This window comes from Metasolibacillus sp. FSL H7-0170 (assembly GCF_038593115.1).
In the GTDB taxonomy this organism is placed as follows: Bacteria; Bacillota; Bacilli; order Bacillales_A; family Planococcaceae; genus Metasolibacillus; species Metasolibacillus fluoroglycofenilyticus.
This window is the reverse complement of the sequence record NZ_CP151964.1, coordinates 2,704,277-2,723,669: the sequence shown is the minus strand read 5'-3', so window position 1 is coordinate 2,723,669 and position 19,393 is coordinate 2,704,277. Positions and strand designations below refer to the sequence as shown.

Below are 19,393 nucleotides of genomic sequence, written 5' to 3'. Positions count from 1 at the left end.
AAATATAATTTGACATAATTGTAATTGGCCATCATTTGCTTAGCTTTCTTTACTATTGGTTTGAAATAATGTTTAATCGAAATTTCCCTACAAGCCAACATTCTAAGGGAAATAATTGGTAGTGGAAACGTACTTGCACTTCTAGAAGCACCTACATGGCAATTAAGTGCAGCATTTTGGGGCACTATGTATTTACTTCTGAGTTTGATGGCAGTTACTAAAATTGGGGGTATCGCAACGACTATTGCTGCGATTGCTGGGCAACTTGTGATTGTTATAATTATCGATCATTTTGGATGGTTCAATAATTTAGTCATAGAATTAGATATCAGCCGTTTTACCTATATTTTACCTATAAAGGGAATAAAACAGGGGTTGTCCAAAAAGCCGTGCATAGCCGGCATTTTGGACAATAGCAATGATGTTTCACAAAATGTTGATTCATATAAACAGAAAGCGCCTCTTTTAAAAATGGGATGAACATTGGCTTTAGCAGTGTTAGCTTTCAGTAAAAGTGAAGCGATGAAAACATTGATTTCAATGCGGTGGCAAAACAAAATGTACTTTTCGGACAGCCCCCATTTGTAGCTTTAAAATAAAGATTGATTAAAACCGTTATATAAACACGGATTTAGCCATAAGTAGAAGCTTTTCATTTTAAACAAAGATTAATCAAAATGAAAAATTTCTTGGCGAATACATGAGTGGTTTTTATAAAAAAGTTTAATCAAAATATTTAAAAAAGGATGGTAAATCAGCATTTCCATGATTTTTGGCTTCTTATTTCATCGCATCTTTTTTATAAACATCGTGACTTTATTTCAAACTAACATCGAAAACAACCCCCAGCCAAACCCTACTCCACCGTTACACTTTTCGCTAGATTGCGTGGTTTGTCGACGTCGCAGCGGCGGTGTAGTGCTGCGTAGTAGCTAATGAATTGTAATGGTACAACGCTTACTAATGGTGTTAGTAGTGGGTGTACGTGAGGGATGATGAGGCGGTCGCCTTCTTCCTCTAGACCCGCGCTAGCGATAATGCAGGCATTGGCGCCGCGGGCTACAACTTCCTTGACATTCCCTCGAATGTTGAGAGCTACTTCTTCTTGTGTGACAAGTGCGAATACAGGTGTACCTTCTTCGATTAAGGCGATTGTGCCATGCTTTAGTTCGCCCCCTGCAAAGCCCTCTGCTTGAATGTACGAAATTTCCTTTAGCTTTAATGCTCCTTCTAGGCTGACGCAGAAGTCAAGGCCGCGTCCGATAAAGAAGGCATTGCGGGCGATTTTTAAATAATCTTCAGCAATTTGCTCCATTGTTTCCTTTGAGTCAACGATTGCATCGATTGCTGTTGCTGCAATGGCAAGCTCCTGCTTTAAATCAAAATCCATTGTGACTCCACGTGCCTTACCTGCAGCATAAGCGGTTACAGCTAATACTGCGAGTTGGGCTACATATGCTTTCGTAGAGGCTACAGCAATTTCTGGGCCTGCGTGTAGTAGTAATGTGTAGTCTGATTCACGTGATAATGTCGAGCCAGGTACGTTCGTGATTGTTAATGTTGGGTAACCCATTTCCTTTACTTTCACTAAAACTTGGCGGCTATCTGCTGTTTCGCCTGATTGTGAAATAAAGATAAATAAAGGTTTTTTGGAAAGTAGCGGCATATTATAGCCGAATTCACTTGAAATATGCACTTCAACAGGGATATGAGCAATTTTCTCGAAATATTGTTTTCCGATAAGTCCGGCGTGGGAGCTTGTGCCTGCAGCGATAATATATAGACGGTCTGCTTCATTTAGAGCATGTAAAATCGCTTCATCAATTGCTAACTCTCCATTTACCTCATATGCTTGGATAATTTTGCGTACAACGCTAGGCTGTTCATCCATTTCCTTGAGCATATAGTGTGGGTATGTGCCTTTTTCGATATCACCCATATCTAACTCGGCTGTATAAGGTGCACGTTCAACAATACGCCCATCCAATTTAGAAATTTCTACACGGTGACGGTGAACAATAACGATTTCCTTATCATGTAGCTCGATGAATTGATTCGTTACTTGCAACATCGCCATCGCATCAGAAGTCACAACATTAAAATCCTGCCCAACACCGACAAGCAGTGGTGATTTGTTTTTGGCAACGAAGATTGTCTCGGCATCTTCATTGTCGAGTAGTGCTAAAGCATAAGAGCCGTGTACTAAAGATAATGTTTTACGGAAAGCTTCGACTGTTGATAAGCCTTCTTCTTTTACAAAGAGTTCGATTAACTGCACTAGTACCTCTGTATCTGTGTCTGATTGCATTTGGATGCCTTTTAAATAAGCCTTTTGCAGTAAATGATAATTTTCGATAACACCATTATGCACAAGTGTAAAACGGCTTGATGCACTTTGGTGCGGGTGTGCATTACGACGATTTGGTACACCGTGCGTCGCCCAGCGTGTATGACCAATACCAATCGTTGAGTCTACATCCTCATCGACAGCTTTACGCAAGTCTGCGATTCGCCCCTTTTCCTTAAATACCGTTACCCCCGCTTCATTGCGAAGTGCAACACCTGCCGAATCATAACCACGATACTCTAGCTTTTCTAATCCTTTTAATAAAATTTCCTTTGCATCTAATAATCCATTATATCCAACAATTCCACACATCGTATGTTTCCTCCAAGTCGTTTCGAGGACAAAACTACGATTTATAATCTAAATATATCCCGCATTAACGGGCAGTAAAATACCCACTTCAAGACGTAAGTGAAAATACGCTAAAGGATAAGTCGACGATCAACTGCCCGTAAAAGCCCGATTGGTTCAACTAACAATCAGTGGAAAAAAGCATCCACTGATTGGAGATTTTTTCTTCATTTGGCAAGAACATCATCTAGCTGTCTGCATCGAAAAACTGAATGAAGAGAAAAGGCAATACGAAATAGACTACAAATCAGCACCTTTTTGTGGACAGCTGTTCTGTTTAACAGGCGTGCCAACGTTTAGGCTTTGTAGTTTTGCTCTCGCTTTTTTATGCCTATTCGCTTGTTTGTACAGAAAATCGCTTTTCTGCTTTTAAAACGAATATGACGACTGGGCATTGTCAATCGGGAGGTATCCGCCGAAATTTCGATAAACCTCCACCTCGTCAACTAAGGATTGATGTCCGCTCTATTTCCTTAGCTCAGGCGCTATAATTATTTTCCTTTATGATTTATAGTGCGCTATTTTTCTCCTCCTTCGTAGCGCATGCAATAAGCTTTTTCATCATACAAAAAATATGACAGTTCGTCAATCATCCACTTTAAGAAATATGCATTTATATCTGTTTATTGTGGCAAATGTCAAGATATTTTAAAAAATCTGTAGACGAAACAACTATCCTCTCGCCTACAGATACTCTATTATAATCCCTTCTCTTGTAAAAGGTTCACGATTTCCCGATTGAACGCTGGTAAATCCTTTGGTGTACGACTTGTGACAAGCTGCTTTTGACAAACGAATACTTCCTCATCATGAAATTTTGCACCCGCATATTCCAAATCTACTTTTATGGATTTGTAGCCTGTCGTATCTCGTCCCTCTAAGGATTTTGCTGTAATTAATAATTGGGGGCCGTGACAAATGGCAAATACCGGCTTCATTTCATCCATAAAATGCTTTGCAAATGTGACAATCCTCTCATCATCACGTAACAAATCTGGTGAAAAGCCTCCGGGAATTAACAGGGCATCAAAGTCTGCTGGATTTACTTCATCAACACCGTAGTCAATCTTTACCGTTGCCTCGCCTTGTTTACCTGTCACCATTTTATTGCCTTCCTTATCAATATTAATAACTGTATGCCCAGCTGCTTCGAGTGCCTCTTTCGGGCTTGTGTACTCACTGTCTTCAAACTTGTCCGTAATCAATGTTGCTACTTTTGCCATTTCATTACACTCCTTTGAATTTAGTACAGTTGTATACTTCCCCTTTATCATCATATGTAAACGCCTTGAACTAGCAAAAGCGTCCAAAATGCCAACTATGTCCGGCTTTTTGAACGCTTCTTTTTCTATTCCGTTAAACCCATTTCCGCGCGTACAACTTCTGCAATTCTTTCTACATATGTCGTACAGTCGGCCTCTGTCGCAGCCTCGACCATTACACGAACTAGTGGCTCTGTTCCTGAAGGTCGCACCAATACACGACCATTCCCATTCATGTCTGCTTCTACCTCTGCAATAACTGCTGCTACTTTTTCATTTGTAGTAACTGCATGTTTATCCGTTACACGGATATTTACTAGGCGTTGCGGGAAAATTGTCATCTCAGCCGCTAGCTCAGATAGGCGCTTACCTGTCATTTTCATAATGTTAACAAGCTGGATAGCTGTTAATAAGCCATCTCCAGTTGTATTAAAATCTAAAAATACAATATGACCAGATTGCTCGCCACCGAAATTATAATCATTTGCGCGCATTTCCTCCACAACATAGCGGTCGCCTACTGCAGTTTGCACGCTTTCCATCATATGCTCACGTAACGCCTTATAAAAGCCCATATTGCTCATTACTGTTGAAACAATTGTGCCCTTCTTTAAACGACCTTTAGCATTCAAATATTTCCCGATAATAAACATAATTTGGTCGCCGTCTACGATATGGCCCTTTTCATCCACTGCGATTAAACGGTCCCCGTCGCCATCAAATGCAAGACCTACATCTGCTCCACGCTCAACAACAAATTCAGCCAATTTTTCCGGATGTGTTGAACCTACGCCATCATTAATATTTAAGCCGGTCGGAGATGAGCCCATTGTCGAAATATCAGCCTCCAAATCAGCAAATAAATGTGTCGCAAGAGCTGATGTTGCACCGTGTGCACAGTCTAACGCAACATGGATATTGACAAACTCATCTTCCACAGTTTGCTTTAAGTAAGAAATATATTTTTGCCCACCCTCAAAATAATCGTTTACAGAACCGATGTCTGCACCAACAGGGCGTGGTAAAGTATCCTCCGCTGCATCAAGCAAGTTTTCAATCTCTGCTTCTTGCTCATCAGATAATTTAAAACCATCAGAACCGAAAAATTTGATGCCATTATCTGCAACTGGATTATGTGATGCAGAAATCATAACACCTGCATCAGCATTCATAACACGTGTTAAGTAAGCCACACCTGGTGTACTAATAACCCCTAGGCGCATTACTTCCACACCAATTGATAACAGCCCCGCCACTAATGCACCTTCAAGCATCTCGCCTGAAATGCGGGTATCTCTCCCTATAAGAACTTTCGGTCGATTTTCTGTATCCTTCGTTAAGACATAGCCACCAGCCCGCCCTAGCTTAAACGCAAGCTCTGGTGTCAGTTCGCTATTCGCTACCCCACGGATGCCATCTGTTCCGAAATATTTACCCATTATTTTTCTCTCCTTCAATACAACATTGTTCGTCCAACTAACTAAGTCTCGGCCAGACTCTTATCAATTAGGCCTCGGCGTAATTGCGTCCAGATTTTTCGAGCTTGCCCGAAAACTTCATTTCAAAACCTGTGACATTCGCCGAAGCTTGGGCCAACACAGTGTTGGTCACTCAGTCGTTGCCGTAGTATGTGGCGGTCTTAGACTGAGTTCCTCTTTGTCAGCGTGCCTCCCGCCATCTGCTGAAATAAGCCTAATAAAGGCATTCATCTCGCCACCTGTAGAGGTGAGAGACTTCTGTATCTGTACCTATCGCCACGCTTTCGATACAAAAGAATTTTCCCCCTGCGGTTACTCGTCGCAGAAATTATTTACTGGAAGATGTTAAATAATTTAGAGGAGATATCCTTGCGGCACATTTAGTAATTATTCACTCTGTGTCCGAGGTGGTCTTCTCTTCACAAAAGTCTGTGAGAGCTCCCTTTTCTATTCTTCTCCTGTATCCCCGTCTGTTACAGGGTTCTCAGCCGTAACTTCCTCGCTTTCGACTTCTGCTACAGTGATATCGGCATGAACAGTAACTTTTTCATCAGAAAGCTTCATCGGAGTTTCCGGTTTCTGAATTATCACTTCGTATTCTCCAGATTCAGTTAATCCGGATAAATCAAGTTCAGCTATAATCTCATTTATGGAATCCACAATGGACTGTGGACCAAACACTTTGACACTTTCCTGACCTAAAGATAGTTCATTAATTGTTACACCTTCTGGCAATTGCCCCACTTGTTTCAGTGTAAGGGGAATTTCTCGATTATATTCATCAATTTCAACATTAATATCTACTGCCTCTGGCTGTATTGTGACATCCAGCTTATTCAAATCGCGGTCCAATACTTTGACATTTGCCTGCTGCTTAAATGACTCTGTGATACCATCCTCCGCTTTTATCGAGGCTTTTACGTAATTAATGTTATCCATTACGCTTTTCGCACCTGTTACAAAAACGTAGTTAGGCTCCACTGTCATCCCTTTCAATACGTAGCCTTCATTAATTTGTCTACTGTTCATTTCAGGCTCTACACGAAACTCCTTCGTAACCTTTTCCTCAATGCTGATATTAACGACTTGCGGATAAACCGTTACCTCTAACTTCTCTGAAAAGTTTTCAGTCTGTATTGTAACTCTATGCTCGCCAATAAACAATGAATTTAAATCGACAAATACTTTATAATCTTTTGCTAATTTCTCACGCATGACGATAGGCATAGGTCCTTCGATTCCTACATTAACCGTTTCCGGAAGCCCAGTTACGATTAAATTTTCATCATCATAATATACTTCCAGCTTAACGTCCTCAATAACATCTGCCTGCTCTGCACTAGGTGTGCTTCTAGTTGAATTATTTTCAGATTGCACATAGAAAAATAATGCGATAGCAAATAATAGTGCAGTAAGACGAACTAACCAATTGCTATTAAATAATTTATCCATTCTTTTTCCCCCTCCAAGTCCACTTAGAGGCTTGATTTGTTTCTTGCTCTGAACCAAACCATGCTTTACGTAGCAATGTCTCGAATTCCTCAATCGCTAAATTGCGATGTAAATTGCCGTTGACTGTAATGCTTATTGCACCTGTTTCTTCTGATACAACAATTGTTATTGCATCTGTCACTTCACTTAAACCTAGTGCAGCGCGATGTCGTGTACCTAGCTCCTTTGAGATAAACGGACTTTCAGACAATGGTAAATAGCATGCCGCTGCAGCAATTTTATCCTTTTGCATAATTACTGCACCATCATGTAACGGTGTATTTGGTATAAAAATATTAATTAAGAGTTCTGAGGATACAGTTGCATTCAGCGCTGTTCCTGTTTCAATATATTCTGTCAAACCCGTTTCTTTTTCAATCGATATTAACGCACCAATCCGACGCTTTGCCATATAGCTGACTGATTTTTTCATTGCTTCAACTAGGCGTGTTTGCTCTTCATCCTGCTGGTTCGTCGAGCGTTGGAATATCTTCCCTCTACCTAATTGTTCAAGCGCACGGCGTATTTCTGGCTGGAAAATAATGATAATCGCCAAAAAACCCCATTCGATTACTTGTTTTAATAAATAATCTAGCGTGCTTAAACCGAAAAGAGCTGTAGCGATTTTAGCAATTACAATAACAAATATCCCTTTTAATAGCTGCACAGCCTTTGTTCCTTGAATAAGACCAAGCAGCTTATAAATTACATACCATACAACGAGTATATCTATTAAGCCAAATATATAATTTACAGGTGTTAAATCTGTAAACTGATTCATTATTAACTGCACGTGGCATCCCCCACTTTTCTAACTGTTGCATACAAAAATAGTATAACACACTTCCCCTTGCTACCGCTTTCTCTAAAGAGCTGTTGGAGCAAAAAAATGAGTGTAGACAAAATGATTTATCATTTCATCTACACTCTATCTTTATCGAACGTTCAAGTTCAAGAAAAGTTGCATGAATTATTCAAATAACGCCACGAAGTCATTCGCCATTTTTTTTATTTTATACCAAAGCCAATCGAATGTTTCATTTATCTCTTCGATTTGCCCTGATACGACAGCAGTAGAAGCCATATAACTGCCGTTAATTACTGTGACATTGCCATCTACTTCCCCTTCAATAATTAGGTTGCCATTTTTTACGACGACATCCCCTTTAACAACCTCACCCTTTGGCACAATAACAGTTTGACCGTCAACAACTAAATTTGGCTGTGTTGTTACAGAAAACTGATTGTCATTCGGATAGCTGGCGATTAAAGTTGCCCCCATTAATAGAAAGAATACCGCAGCCGCCACAATAATTGGATGTCTGCGTAGCCATTTTTGAATGCCCAACGCATTTTTACGCTTCGGTAAACGACTCATTACATTCGCCTCAAAATGCGGAGGCGCTGTAATATGTGTCGCACTTTTGACAAATGCCACTGTATCGCTTAGTTCATGCATATGCTTTTGACAATCGACACAGCCTTGCATATGCTTTTTCAGCTCTTGTTCATGCTCACGTGTAATATCGCCATCTAAATAATCATGCATATAGTCAATATAATGTTCAGGACACGTTCTCATGCGAATTCTCCTCCTACAAATTGTTTAACTGCTTGCGAAGTGCTTCCCGACCACGATGAATACGTGTCTTTACTGTGCCAAGGGGCATATCAAGAATTTCACTAATTTCTTGTAGCGATAGCTCTTCAATGTATTTTAAAACAATGACAGAGCGATATTTGTCTGGCAATCGGCTAATCTCGTATTGAATGCGGTCCTGTAGCTCCATCTGCATCGCTGCTTCTTCTGGTAGCTGCTCATCTGCTGCAATTTGTGAATACATATCTAAACCATCCGTCCCTGCTACTTCCGCATCTAAATAATAATCCGGCTTCTTTTTACGAATGCGGTCAATGCAAAGATTCGTGGCTATACGATATATCCACGTTGAAAATTTCCTTTTTTGATCGTATGAGTGCAAATTAATATACGCACGTACAAATGCCTCTTGTGCAATATCCTCTGCCTCCTGCTTGTTGCCAAGCATTCGATAACAAATTTGATACAGCTTGTGCTGATAGAGGTTCACAATATCGGCGTATGCGTTTTGATCACCTTTAAGCACTTGCCTTATTCTCTTGTTCACTAACGCATCCATCGTGCCAATCCTCTCTACCTTCTCAGCTGTTACTACCATATACGAACAACCTTAAGAAAGGTTTCAGTTTTTTCTTTTTATTATACCAAAAATTAAACAGGAAATTGTAGTAAATTCAATTTTGTTTAGATTCTGTATAGCAATGTCATGAATTGTGGAATAAGGTTCATCAAATTACAGAAGAGTTAAGTGGAAAGGGGCTGTCCAAAAAGCCGTGCATAGCCGGCATTTTGGACAGTAGTGATGATATTTCACAAAATGTTGATTCATATAAACAGAAAACGCCTCTTTTAAAAATGGGATGAACATTGGTTTTATCAGTGTTATCCCTCAGTAAAAGGGAAGCGATGAAAACATTTATTTCAATGCGGTGTCTAAACAAAATGGACTTTCCGGACAGCTCCTTGTGTCAAATAATGGAGGAATTAATGGCTGATTGTACTTTACACTAACGTCTCGCCGAATAATGAGCCAATTAGCGCAACAGCTACATTCGCCGTTTTGTTTTTATCGTCTAATATTGGATTAACTTCTACAAATTCTACAGAACTAATCATTTCCGACTCTTGCAGCATTTCCATAGCAAGATGGCTCTCGCGATATGTAATACCTCCCGCTACAGGTGTACCAACACCTGGCGTGTATAATGGGTCTAAACCATCCAAGTCTAATGATAAATGCACACCATCAACACCGCGCTTCTGTAAATAACGAATCGCATCTTCCATAACTGCCGTCATACCAAGACGGTCAATTTCATGCATCGTGTAAACTTTAATATTTTTTTCCTTAATTAACTCACGCTCACCCTCATCTACAGAGCGAGCACCGATAATAATGATATTTTCCGCTTTTACTTTCGGTCCCGCATGGTGAATCGAAGTTAAACGCTCATGACCAAGACCAAGGCTTACCGCAAGTGGCATACCGTGTATATTACCAGATGGTGTTGATTCTGGTGTATTAATATCAGCATGGGCATCAAACCAAATCACACCTAAGTTTTTATATTTCTCAAGCCCTGCTAATGTACCAATTGCAATGCTATGGTCGCCGCCTAGTACAAGGGGAGTGCGTTTGTCATTTACTGCTCCTTCTACCTTTTGCGCTAGCTTCGAGCATACTTCTACAACTTCATCTAAATTTAATAATTTCTCATTTTGCTCCTGCTTTACTGGCGCCTTTTCTACACGGATATCGCCTTCATCCTTCACTGTATATCCTAACGCCTCCAAACGTTCCACAACCCCTGCATAACGAATAGCGCTTGGTCCCATATCCACACCGCGGCGTCTTTGTCCATAATCTGATGGTACCCCAATAATAGCTACTGATTTATTCATGTTTTTCAAATCTCCCTTCCATAATACCCTTATTGTAAAACGAGATAGCCTGTTGGCTCAACTCGACATTTTTATGTATAATTATTCGTTAATTTTATAAATACATATCACCTAGAATCTTAATAAAACATGCAGATTCATTATATATAAAGCACTTAATCATTATAGATTAAGATAAGCGAGGCCCTTATTTTTTATACATTCCAATTTTCTACAAAAAAATATAGGGAAAGTAGTGGATCTACTTTCCCTGCATCATATCCAATTATATTATCTAAAAGTAATATAATTGTGAAAAACTTTATTCCACGCTATTCGAATGATTCATCATCTAATAGGACTATATCTTTTGAAGCCGTATAAATACGAGATAGGAACGCTACAAATTGGGCGCGTGTGACAGATTCGTTTGGACGAAATTCGCCATTATCTCCAAGCGCAATTCCCTCACGCTCAAGTACTGCAATATACCCCGCACTCCAATGTGCGCTATCGACATCAATAAATGAAGTCGTCCCTTCAGGTGTTAACCCGAGTACACCAACAAGTATCTTTGCTAGCTGCGCTCGTGTCATTTTTTCTGTAGGTAAAAAAGCACCATCTACACCATCGACAATCCTTGCCTGTTGCAATTCTTTAATTGCGTCATAATAAGGATGGGCGGGTGAAACATCTGTGAAATCACTTGCTAGTCGTACTGGTTCGAATGAAAAGGCTCTTGTCAGCAGTGCTGCTACATGCATACGGCTTACTGATTCGTTCGGTCGGAATGTACCGTCCTCATAGCCTTGAATAATGCCTTGTGCTGTCAAGGCTTCAATCATTTCCTTTGCCCAATGATTCTCAATATCTTTGAAGGTCTTTTCAGTAGGTAGTTCCTTAGCTAGCTCTATCCATTTAGCGTAAAGAGTGAGATTTTCCGTTACTAGCGTATCCCCCACCCATCTTTCTGTTAGTGTTTTATCTGTATACCAGCCCTCAAACATAAAGCCCTCTTTTATTGGAACAGGTAAATCAAGAATCCTTGTATTATGATTAATCTCTATTGCTTCTAAAAGTTCGCCACCACTGGTTTCAAAGAAGATTTTAATCGGTATTGCTATGTTGCTATCTCTATCCAATGGCGGATTAGAAGAACTACCGCCTCCTGATGCTGGCGGATTAGAAGGGTTCTTTTCTTCATTTAATGTATTCGATTTCCATTGTGCATACAAACGAACATTCCCTGCCTTCATTCGGAAGGTTGTGTTTACGGCATAGGCTGTTCCTTTTCCATCTGCTTGTGTATTCCAGCCTATGAAAGTATAACCGGCTTTCACTAGATTTCCGCTATTTCCTTGCACTGTTACTAGGGTATTTTCTTCATATTCCCCTAAATCCTGCGGCACAATTCCTCCTGTGGCACCGTTGGCATCATAGCTTACACGATACGTTGGATTTGTTGTCCACTGGGCATATAATGTGATATTCCCTGCTCCCATTTGGAAGGTCGTATTTACGGCATACGCAGTTCCTTTTCCATCTGCTTGTGTATTCCAGCCTGTAAAAGTATAACCGGCTTTCACCAAATTTCCACTATTTTCTTGCACTGTTACTAGGGTATTTTCTTCATATTCCCCTAAATCCTGCGGTACACTTCCTCCTGTGGCACCATTGGCATCATAGCTTACACGATACGTTGGATTTGTTGTCCACTGGGCATATAATGTGATATTCCCTGCTCCCATTTGGAAGGTCGTATTTACGGCATAAGCGGTTCCTTTTCCATCTGCTTGTGTATTCCAGCCTGTAAAAGTATAACCGGCTTTCACCAAATTTCCACTATTTTCTTGCACTGTTACTAGGGTATTTTCTTCATATTCCCCTAAATCCTGCGGTACACTTCCTCCTGTGGCACCATTGGCATCATAGCTTACACGATACGTTGGATTTGTTGTCCACTGGGCATATAATGTAACATCCTCTGCCCCCATTTGGAAAGTTGCATTTACAGCATAGAAGGTTCCTTTTCCATCTGCTTGTGTATTCCAGCCTATGAAAGTATGGCCAGCTTTCTTTAGATGTCCTGTATTATCTTGCACTGTAACGGACATATTTTCCTCGTATGCCCCACTATCAATAGGAACTGTTCCTTCTGTTGCCTCGTTGGCATCATAGCTAACTGTATAATAAGGCTGCATTTCATATACACCTAAATCGATGGCAGCCCCTTGAACACGCTTTTTCCCTGCAAGGTCTGTTGCAACTGTATGGACATTAGAATCCCCTACATCAATCGCTGGTGAACCTATTTTCAAATGCAAGTTTGCATCAGCCGGATGAACAAATACATCTTCTGGCATATAAGTTGCTAGGCTTATCGGGTCACCACTCGCATCAAACAACTGTCCTTTATGGATTCCTGAGCCTGCCAATACGTCGACCAAGCTATTTACAACCTTGCCCCCAAAATTAGTCAGTGCCCCTGTATTTGCATTTCCTATGATGATACTATTAACAATTTGGCTGTGCGCGGCGCCTCCGTGAATGGCTGCTGGTCCATTCGCATATACGGTCGCATTCATTAAACTGATATTTGTCGTATCAAAGCTATATATAGCACTTCCCGCGAAACTATTTTTCGTTAGATTGAAAGTAAATAGTGCATTTATTAATGTTGGACGTGTATTTGCCCCATTAAACATGCCGCCTCCTGTACTCGCTTCATTTGCAGTAAAAGAAACATTTGTGATGATTGGCTCGCTACCACCACCATTGTATATGCCACCACCTCCATTGTCTGCTATGTTTTCAGAAAAGATGACATCTGTTAAGGACGGACTACTTGCGGAGTTGTACATACCCGCTCCAATACCACCTGAATTAGATTTCTCTGTTGCTCTATTTTCATTAAAATTAACGCCTGTTAAGGTTGGGTTACTATTGTCATTATACATTCCGCCCCCTAACGTCGTTTGATTCATATTAAATATTACATCTGTTAAGACTGGGCTACTGCCATGATTAGACATCCCGCCCCCATACCAAGTTGCTTTATTTTCCTCAAATACTACATCTGTTAAAGTTGGATTACTTGCATCCTTATTATAGATTCCTCCCCCTTGTTGGGATGCTGTATTTTCATTAAACTTTACATCTATTAGCGTCGGGCTACTGCCAATATTATAAATCCCTCCTCCATAAAATGCCTGATTTCCACTAAACGTTACATTTGTTAAGGCTGGGCTACTGTTACTATTATTCATCCCCCCGCCTGACCAATCTGTTGTATTTTGCTCAAACACCACATCTGTTAGCGTTGGGTTACTGCTACTATTATACATTCCGCCACCTTCCCCAGCTGCTTTATTTTGTTTAAATAAGGCATCCGTCAAAGTAGCATTACTGTTCCCAGTATTGTAGACCCCCCCTCCATTGTATGTTGCATTGTTAGCTGTAAATGCAGTGCGTATTAGGGTTGGATTACTGCTATTGTTATAGAGGCCACCACCGTCCATTGAAACTCTATTGTTATTAAACATGACATCTGTTAACTGTGGATTACTTGATTCATTGTACATCCCGCCGCCGGAATAGGCTCTATTCTCAATAAATGTTACATTTATTAGGGCTGGATTACTTGAGCTATTGTATATTCCTCCACCAAGGCGATATGCAATATTTGTAGTAAATATTATATTTCTTAGGGTCGGGCTATTTCCGCTATTGTACATTCCCGCTCCGTGCATGTTGTGAACTTGCGTGGCATGGATTGCATAACCTGCTGTAATTGTGACGCCATCAAGTATCGCTGTTTCATTCAATTTGAGATCGGGTTCGTCTGGATGGTAAAATACGTGATACGCATTTCCCCCGCTTGGAAGGGCGCCACTGAATATCGTTTCATTGCTTTCAATATTGCGCTGCGCTAATGTTTCTTCATTCCCCGCAAATCCTCCGTAGATTGCTACGCCATTTTTCATTCTAAAATGAGCAGTATAAGGGTCACTTATATTAGCCCGTTTTGTCGGGGTATAAGTCCCCGCAGCAACCCAAATTTGGTCGCCAGCGCTAGCCTTATCTAATGCGACTTGCACGCTTTTAACAGCATCAGCCCAACTTGTACCGTTATTGTTATCATCACCACTTTTGCTTACATAAATAATTGGATTTGCTGTGAATAATGAAAACGGTTGTGGGCGAATATGAATAAAACGCTTATAAATAGTAGACTGCCCTATAATTCGAAACCAGATCGCATGCTCACCTTGCTGTTCCCATGTATGCGGTGATGCCAAATTAAATAATGTCCATGAACCCCCTTCATCGATCGACCACTCTACTTGAATAGTAGCGCTATCTGTCGAAGTTGTTGTGACATGAATGGTGACAGGTTCTGTTGCAATATCCCCCTCCTCGTATAGCTGGTCACCAATTGTTAGCATAATATTTAATGTAGGATTCGTTTCCGCAAATACCGGCATACACCCAAATACAGTATGTGAAAATAACAACAAAATAATAAATAACGACATCCTTTGCCGCCATATTTCTTTCACCAATATCCTCTCCTTTGTGTAATTTGTATTAAAAATAACATATAACTCATTGCTGGTTTTATATTATATTACTCAAAAGTAATATTCAACTATAAAAAAAGAAAATATGTATTTTCTTTTTTAACTTTCTTTAGATAACATACCTTCCAATAATAAATCCACAATATCGTTCGCTATTTCCTCCGGTTCTTTTAGTTTCGTTAGCAATTGTGTAAATGTTAATCGCTCTATTATACCGATTAAGCACTCTGCCACCATTAGCGTATCTACATCTTTCCTAAAATAACCAGCATTAACCTCAAAATCTAGATTACCTCGAATTTGCTCAACCATGTGCGCCTTTATTTCATCCGCTTTTGTGGACAAATAAAATCCAATTCGCGTTAAATCTGGATTTTTATCTAGAAATACCAATAACTCTTTTAAATTATACGTAATTCGCGTTTTAACTTTTGTTGATTCCAGCATTGGCTGTAAACGACTTTGCTTTGTATATTCAATTATTCGCATACGAAATAAGTGCTCCAACTCCTCAAAAATTGCTTCTTTGTTTTTAAAATACAGATAAAAAGTAGGCTGACTTAATGACGCACCTTTTACAATTGAGCTTATTTTTGTTTCATGATACCCATTTTGTGCAAATTCCCTCGCAGCTATCTCAAGCAATAATGCTCGACTTTCTTCACCACTTGCTCCTTTGGGCCTTCCTCTCTCTCCCATAAAAAGCACCTCCAATTATAATCTGTTTTTTCCAGTAACATATTTATCTATATAAATATTATAGAGCTTAGGAAAAGAGCTTTCAAATAGTCAATTAAAAGCCCTTTTCATAAGCACAAAAAATGGGAAAGACAGATGTATATCCGCTTCCCCAACAACCTTATTATTCGTAATAACCTTCCGTAGATTTCACGAAATTTTTAAATTGATTTGAATCATGGCCAAACCAAACCTCAGCATCATTTTCAGTGGCAAATTTGCGAATCCGCTCCACTGTCGAATTATAACCCACGGAATCATAAATAATACCTGGTGGCTTGACTGGCGGGCCATAACTTTCTGCCGTATAAACGGCATCGGATGCTAGTAAAACATTACCATGACCAGGCAGCTCAACGTGTAAGCCAAGCATACCATACGCATGCCCCGGACCAAAATTAATAATCTTGATTCCTTCCACCAGCTGTACTTCTTTTTCATGCGGCTTTATTGTGCGCCAGCGTAATTGATTTTGAATCCACGCCATGACATCACCCCAAATATATGCACCCATATCACGCGTCATCGCAAATTGCTTCATAACACTCGACAGCTCTGAATCATGCACGATAATTTCCGCATTTGTAAACAACTCTAAACAGCCTGCATGGTCTAAATGCAAATGTGAGGCAATTACATATTTAATATCCTCTGGTCGTACTTTTAATTGCTCTAAACGATTAATCAAATAACACTCTTCGCTCGCAAATGTTGGGAAGGCCTTTTGTATTCCTTCAGGCCAACGCCCATCTTCCCCCATACCATCGGGATTACAGCCAGTGTCAAATAAGATTTTCCCTTCTGGATGGTCAATTAATACAGCGTAAATCGGAAATTCTACAAACTCTGCTGGTGGATTAGGATTATCAATTGTCGCAGGGTTATGCATGGCAATCATATAATTTTTATCCATCTTCATTGTCCCAGTGTCTAATACATATAACTTTTTGTTATTACACATTTTTCTATCCCCTTTGCTGTTTGATTAATTCTATTTATTTGAAAACGAAGGCATCATATGCTGCCTTATAAATAGCAAAAATATCATCCTTCCCTAACGGCATCGGACTGCGAGCTAGGAGTCGAGTTTGCTTTGCTGCATCCTCCGTTAAGCCGGTAAGTGCCTTTTCACTAATATCGAAGCCTTTCAAGCTTGAAGGGATACCTACATCTTCAACAAGGCGCTGCAATTCCTGTACACATTTATGCGATGCCTCCTCCTGCGATAAATAGCCACTATTGAAGCCCATAGCATTATAAATGTCTTTCATGCGCTTTTCACAAGATGGACGGATATAGCCCATTACATAAGGCAATAAAACCGCATTGGAGTCACCATGCGCGATATGGAATTGTCCACCCAATGGATAAGCTAGTGCATGTACACCCGCAACACCTGCATTGAAAAATGCTAGGCCCGCTAAATAACTCCCATAGCTCATATCGATACGTGCCTGCTGATTTTGCCCATCCTTTACCGCACTACGAATGGATTGGCTAATTAATTGTATCGCCTGCAATGCTACTGCGTCAGAAACAGCACTAGCATTTTGCGATACATATGCCTCAATCGCATGAGTTAAAGCATCTACTCCCGTTGCCGCTGTTACTTTTGGTGGTAACGACATTGTCAACTCTGGGTCAACAATCGCTACATCTGCCAGCAAATAGTCATGTGTTACGACATCTTTCGTACTTTCTAATGAAACAACAGCAATATTTGTGACTTCTGAGCCAGTACCAGATGTTGTAGGAATTAATATTGTCGGCAGCCCTTTCTGTTCAATGGAACGTGTAGCGCTTAAATTTAAGTAATCTTTGACATCACCTTCATGCACTGAAATTACGCCAGCTAATTTAGCTAAATCGAGCGCACTCCCCCCACCTAGCCCGACAACGATATCATTTTGATGTTCCCTTGCGTAAGCTACTAATTCCTCCGCTACAGCTACTGGGGGCTCTGGCACAACCTTTGTATAAATATTGATAGTTAAATTCAACTCTTCAAGCAGTGCAATGATTTTTTGCGTTAAGCCCATTTCGTGCAAGAAAGGATCTGTCACTAATAATACTTTTTGACCTTTTAAGCGTTGCACCTCTTGCTGTAAATAGCTAAGGGAGCCCCAGCCTGTGTAACTTAAAGGTACAAATGTAATCTTTTCAGCCATCTATAGTCCTCCTTCTTGATTCCAAATAACAAGCTTTGTTTCCGTCATTTCCTGTAATGCATATTTAAGTCCCTCTTTGCCTGTTCCACTTTGCTTTACGCCACCATACGGCATTTGATCAACGCGATATGTCGGTATATCGTTAATAATAACACCACCTACTGAGAGATTTTTCGATGCTGTAAAGGCCGTTTGAATATCCTTCGTGAAAATACCTGCCTGCAAGCCATAATCTGAATCATTAATAGCTTCGATTCCCTCCTCTATCGAAGAAATCTTATTAATGCTTACAATCGGTGCAAACACTTCCTGACAGCTAACTTTCGATTTCCTGTCGACATTCGCTAAAATTGTAGGTAATAAAACACCATCTTCCACCTCGCCTCCGTATAGAAGATTTGCACCTTCTGCAATTGCCTCAGTAATCCACTGTATTGCTCGTTGCTGCTCCTTATCATGAATCATGGCAGATACATCCGTCGTTTCATCGAGCGGAGAACCTATTTTCAAGCTTTGTGTTTGAGCAATCATTTCCTCAACAAATGCAGCAAACACCTCTTCCATTACATAAATCCGCTGTAAAGAGATACATACCTGCCCCTGATTAGAAAATGCACCTGTAACGCATTTTCTCACCACATGCTCTATATTTATATTGCGGTCAACAATTAATCCAGAGTTCGCCCCTAATTCAAGTGCTAAACGTTTCAATCCCGATTTTTCTTTGATTTGAATACCGACTGCTGGACTACCCGTAAATGTAATCATTTTCACCTTATCGCTCTCAACAAGTGCATCACCAACGATACCACCACTCCCTAGCACGACATTAAATGCACCTTTAGGTAAATCGGTACAATCAATGATTTCTGCTAAAAACAACGCAGATAGTGGAGTCTGTGAGGCAGGTTTTAGTACAATCGTATTCCCAGCAGCAATTGCTGGTCCGACTTTATGCGCTACTAAATTTTGCGGAAAATTAAAGGGCGTAATAGCAGCAATTATTCCTAATGGCTGCTCTAGCGTATAAGCAAAACGATTTTCCCCCGTTTTCGCTGCATCCATTGGAATCATTTCCCCAATAAGACGCTTAGCCTCATCACCAGCGAAACGATATGTTTCAATTGTGCGGTCTATTTCGCTTAGCGCATATTTTAGAGGCTTCGGACTTTCCCGGGAAATAATTGTAGCTGCCTCCAAGCGCTTGCTAGCAAATGCCTTAGCAATTGCATAAAGGATATTCGCCCTTTCTAATGCAGTAAGATTATTCATTGCTTGCTGTGCCCTTTGAGCCGCCTCCACAGCCGCTGATACATGCTCTCTTGTTGCTTGTGGTATTTTCGCTATTACTTCCTTTGTGTATGGTGATTTTAACTCTGCATACTCGGCTGTAGAAACCCATTCACCATTGATATACATTTTTTGTTCCAAAATATACACCCTTCCCAAACTTCTTTATTCTAAATATTCTGTTATGAATACGTAACCATTTTGTTA

The 19,393-nt window shown here is 40.3% G+C and carries 13 protein-coding genes and 1 pseudogene; 1 reads left to right on the top strand and 13 read right to left on the bottom strand.

Annotated elements, in window-relative coordinates; translation table 11 throughout:
- Positions 1–117 precede the first annotated feature (117 nt).
- Positions 118–336 (top strand): annotated as a pseudogene (locus MHH70_RS12845) (DMT family transporter); the annotation flags it as partial.
- Between the two features lie 520 nt (positions 337–856).
- Here MHH70_RS12845 and glmS read toward each other — a convergent pair.
- The 13 genes from glmS to MHH70_RS12780 all read right to left on the bottom strand — a co-directional run bounded on the left by glmS (position 857) and on the right by MHH70_RS12780 (position 19,327).
- Positions 857–2,659: a glutamine--fructose-6-phosphate transaminase (isomerizing) gene (gene glmS / locus MHH70_RS12840; protein WP_342471677.1), complete on the bottom strand. Its 1,803-nt coding sequence runs from the start codon at positions 2,657–2,659 to the stop codon at positions 857–859.
- Between the two features lie 737 nt (positions 2,660–3,396).
- A complete protein-coding gene (locus MHH70_RS12835; RefSeq protein ID WP_066165260.1) occupies positions 3,397–3,921 on the bottom strand; it encodes a type 1 glutamine amidotransferase domain-containing protein in 525 nt (174 codons plus the stop codon).
- Positions 3,922–4,046: 125 nt separating this feature from the next.
- On the bottom strand, positions 4,047–5,399 hold the full coding sequence (gene glmM / locus MHH70_RS12830; RefSeq protein ID WP_107943828.1) for a phosphoglucosamine mutase: 1,353 nt from the start codon (positions 5,397–5,399) through the stop codon (positions 4,047–4,049).
- A gap of 486 nt (positions 5,400–5,885) precedes the next feature.
- The gene (locus MHH70_RS12825; RefSeq protein ID WP_342471676.1) at positions 5,886–6,890 is read right to left on the bottom strand and encodes a CdaR family protein; all 1,005 of its coding nucleotides are present in this window, start codon (positions 6,888–6,890) and stop codon (positions 5,886–5,888) included.
- Entirely contained in the window at positions 6,883–7,710 is an 828-nt protein-coding gene (gene cdaA, locus MHH70_RS12820; protein WP_066165453.1) for a diadenylate cyclase CdaA, read from the bottom strand. Before cdaA ends, MHH70_RS12825 begins: the two co-directional genes overlap by 8 nt.
- A gap of 189 nt (positions 7,711–7,899) precedes the next feature.
- A complete protein-coding gene (locus MHH70_RS12815) occupies positions 7,900–8,511 on the bottom strand; it encodes an anti-sigma factor (protein ID WP_107943829.1) in 612 nt (203 codons plus the stop codon).
- A 13-nt stretch (positions 8,512–8,524) separates the two neighbouring features.
- Positions 8,525–9,088, bottom strand: coding sequence for an RNA polymerase sigma factor SigW (gene sigW, locus MHH70_RS12810; protein WP_066165449.1), 564 nt, complete (start codon positions 9,086–9,088; stop codon positions 8,525–8,527).
- 443 nt (positions 9,089–9,531) lie between these two features.
- Entirely contained in the window at positions 9,532–10,431 is a 900-nt protein-coding gene (gene rocF / locus MHH70_RS12805; RefSeq protein WP_342471675.1) for an arginase, read from the bottom strand.
- A 311-nt stretch (positions 10,432–10,742) separates the two neighbouring features.
- Positions 10,743–14,969 (bottom strand): InlB B-repeat-containing protein, encoded by a 4,227-nt coding sequence (locus tag MHH70_RS12800; protein WP_342471674.1) that lies wholly within the window; start codon positions 14,967–14,969, stop codon positions 10,743–10,745.
- 120 nt (positions 14,970–15,089) lie between these two features.
- Entirely contained in the window at positions 15,090–15,689 is a 600-nt protein-coding gene (locus MHH70_RS12795; RefSeq protein ID WP_342471673.1) for a helix-turn-helix domain-containing protein, read from the bottom strand.
- Between the two features lie 163 nt (positions 15,690–15,852).
- On the bottom strand, positions 15,853–16,689 hold the full coding sequence (locus tag MHH70_RS12790) for an N-acyl homoserine lactonase family protein (RefSeq protein ID WP_066165223.1): 837 nt from the start codon (positions 16,687–16,689) through the stop codon (positions 15,853–15,855).
- Between the two features lie 34 nt (positions 16,690–16,723).
- Complete coding sequence (locus MHH70_RS12785) at positions 16,724–17,896, bottom strand: iron-containing alcohol dehydrogenase (RefSeq protein WP_342471672.1); 1,173 nt, start codon at positions 17,894–17,896, stop codon at positions 16,724–16,726.
- Complete coding sequence (locus MHH70_RS12780) at positions 17,897–19,327, bottom strand: aldehyde dehydrogenase family protein (RefSeq protein WP_342471671.1); 1,431 nt, start codon at positions 19,325–19,327, stop codon at positions 17,897–17,899.
- Positions 19,328–19,393 lie beyond the last annotated feature (66 nt).